This is a genomic window from Intestinibacter sp., from assembly GCF_051866655.1.
GTDB lineage: Bacteria > Bacillota > Clostridia > Peptostreptococcales > Peptostreptococcaceae > Intestinibacter.
Genome location: NZ_JBJDXL010000416.1, coordinates 1 through 2,962 on the forward strand (window position 1 = coordinate 1; position 2,962 = coordinate 2,962).

Consider the following 2,962-nt stretch of genomic DNA (forward strand, 5'->3'; position numbering starts at 1 on the left):
CTAGGCAAGTTTTCACTTAAAAAATCTACCATGCTTTTATTTTTTATAAATAATCAGCTTAGATTTTTTAATTTGCAAAAACATAAAACTTTAAATCATATATCTATATTTTTAGAAATTTTTATCATATTAACTATGTATAAATTGAGCGATCATTTTACAATATTTTATCTTATACCGATAATAATAGATATTTCATCTTTAACTATCGATAAACTAAAATACGCGTTGATTTTTATAATATTATCTATATCTATTTTATTACAAATTGAAAATTCTATTATTTTTACTGTAGAAAATTCATCGATTATACTTATAACTTTCTTATTGTCGGATTATATCTACAATCAAAGTCTATCTAAATTAAATTATCAAAATTTATACGATAAGCTTAGAATATCTGAAGATAACCTAAAAAAAGCAAATAAAGAGCTAGAAATATATGCAAGCTCTATAGAAGAGCTGACTATATTAAAAGAGAGAAACAGGATTTCAAGAGAAATTCACGACAGCGTAGGTCATGCATTGTCGACTACTATTATTCAATTAGGAGCATTAGAAAAGCTACTTAAAAATGATGAGGATTTATTTGAATTAGTACACGAGCTAAGAGAATTTGTAAATAAAAGCTATATAGATGTCAGAAATGCTGTATCAAAGCTAAAACCTACAGAATACGAGAAATACCAAAATTTATTTAAAATAGAGGAACTGATAAAAAGCTTTGAAAAGCTCAGCAATGTAGATGTAAAATGCACTATCTCTAAAAATACATGGCCTCTGTCATCAATCCAATTTAGCTCTGTATATAGGATAATCCAAGAGGCTCTATCAAACTCTTTAAAACACGGTCATGCAAGTAAAATCAAGGTTTTTATAACATTTAACAATGATAGCTGCACTATTTCTATTAAAGACAACGGCATAGGATGTGAGGATATAAAAAAGGGCAATGGATTAAACAGTATAAGTGAACGAATTGAGGAAATAGACGGGGATGTTAAATTCATAAATACAGAAGATGGATTTTTAGTGCAAGGCAATTTTCCAAAATACATAAGGGGTGATTTCATTGAATAAAATAAAAGTTCTAATAGTAGATGACGAAAAGCTTATAAGAAAAGGACTTAAAATAATTTTATCTTCCTATGAAGATTTAGAAATAGTAGGCGATGTATCTGATGGATACGAAGCCCTTGAATTTTGCAAACAAAACGATGTAGATGTAGTTTTGATGGATATTAGGATGAAGCTCTGCGACGGTGTTTTAGGAACTAGACTTATAAAGGAATACAATCAGGATATATCAGTGCTTATTTTAACTACATTTAACGACGATAAATATATAAAGGATGCAATGAATTTCGGTGCATCTGGCTACCTGTTAAAGGATAGCTCTGATGAAATATTGTACGAAGGAATAAGATCTAGCTTCACTGGAAACATAGTTTTAGACAAAAATATAATATCTAAGGTAATATCTTCTAGTAATACTAAACCTAATGTAGACATAAAGGCTAAATACAATTTAAGCGAAAAAGAAATAAATATTATAAAGCTAATATCAAAAGGCCTTTCAAATAGAGAAATAAGTGGCGAACTATTTTTATCTGAAGGAACTATAAAAAACAACATAACAAATATCTTAAATAAACTAAATCTAAGAGATAGAACTCAAATAGCTATATTTGCCTTCAAAAACAATATTGCTGAATAATTATTTTGTATTTTAAAAAGTGACATAAGTCACTTTTTTTTATTACTTTCGGTCGTAGTAGTTGCTTTAAATATAATCTATTATATTAGTAAGAAAATTTAAATTTTGGAGGAGAAAAATGAGTATTATAAAAGTCGAAAACATAACAAAAAGATTTAAAGATAAATTAGTCCTAGACAATATAAGCTTTGACATAGAGGAAGGCGAAATATTTGGACTTATAGGACCTAATGGAGCTGGAAAATCTACCTTGATAAATATTATAACTAATCTTATGATGCCAGACAGCGGAAAGGTATTTGTAGAAGGTAAAGACCTACTAGAAGATACAATTTATATAAAATCTATAATCGGTCTAGTTCCTCAAGAGCTAGCAATAATAGAGCAGCTTACACCTTACGACAACCTAGAGTATTTTGGCTATTTATACGGATTGAGCGGCAAACTCCTAAAAGACAGAATAAATGAAGCCCTAGAATTTGCAGGACTTGTAGATGTCAAAAAGAAAAAAATAAGCAAGCTATCAGGTGGTATGAAAAGAAGACTAAACCTAGCTATAGCTATTTTAAATCATCCTAAAATATTGATTTTAGATGAGCCAACTGTAGGAGTAGACCCTCAGTCTAGAAACCATATATTTGATTTCTTAAGAAAATTATCAAATGAAAATAACACTACTATTATATATACTTCTCACTATATGGAGGAGGTAGAGCATCTTTGCTCAAAAATATTTATAATAGATGAAGGAAAAGAAATCGCATCAGGAACTCAAGACTACCTTAAATCACTTGTATTTTCAAATAAAAAATTAAATATAAAAATAGATAAGATATCTGCAGACCTTCTATTTAATTTAAAAAATCTAAAAGGAGTGGTTTCCCTAGAAGAAAACGAAAATGCAAATATATCGCTAGTTGTAGATGAAGATTTTTCACTATCTAATGCGATTTCATTAATAGAAGACAACAAAAACTCTATTTCAGAAATAAACTACGAAAATCCGAGCTTAGAAGATGTATTTTTAAATCTAACTGGAAAAAATCTTAGAGATTAGGAGGCATATAACAGCTAATATAAATCTATAAAAATCCATAAAACCATAGTATATTTTTATGGATTATATATAATGATATTGAAGTAATAAATAAATGAAATATTACTCAATATTATAATTTGCAAATAAGATGGAAAAAACGGTTCAAACGCTTAAAAATTGAGATAAGTTTATAACAGATACTAGAA

3 protein-coding genes are annotated in these 2,962 nt (G+C 28.0%); all 3 read left to right on the forward strand.

The genetic code is table 11. From position 1 onward, the window contains the following. Nucleotides 1–1,080 (forward strand): sensor histidine kinase (locus tag ACI3VO_RS12580; protein WP_439758247.1); only part of this gene is annotated, 1,080 nt, incomplete at its 5' end. Next, entirely contained in the window at nt 1,073–1,717 is a 645-nt protein-coding gene (locus ACI3VO_RS12585; protein ID WP_439758248.1) for a response regulator transcription factor, read from the forward strand. The genes ACI3VO_RS12580 and ACI3VO_RS12585, both read left to right, overlap by 8 nt. A 118-nt stretch (nt 1,718–1,835) precedes the next feature. Further along, complete coding sequence (locus ACI3VO_RS12590; protein WP_439758249.1) at nt 1,836–2,774, forward strand: ABC transporter ATP-binding protein; 939 nt, start codon at nt 1,836–1,838, stop codon at nt 2,772–2,774. Nucleotides 2,775–2,962: the final 188 nt, after the last annotated feature.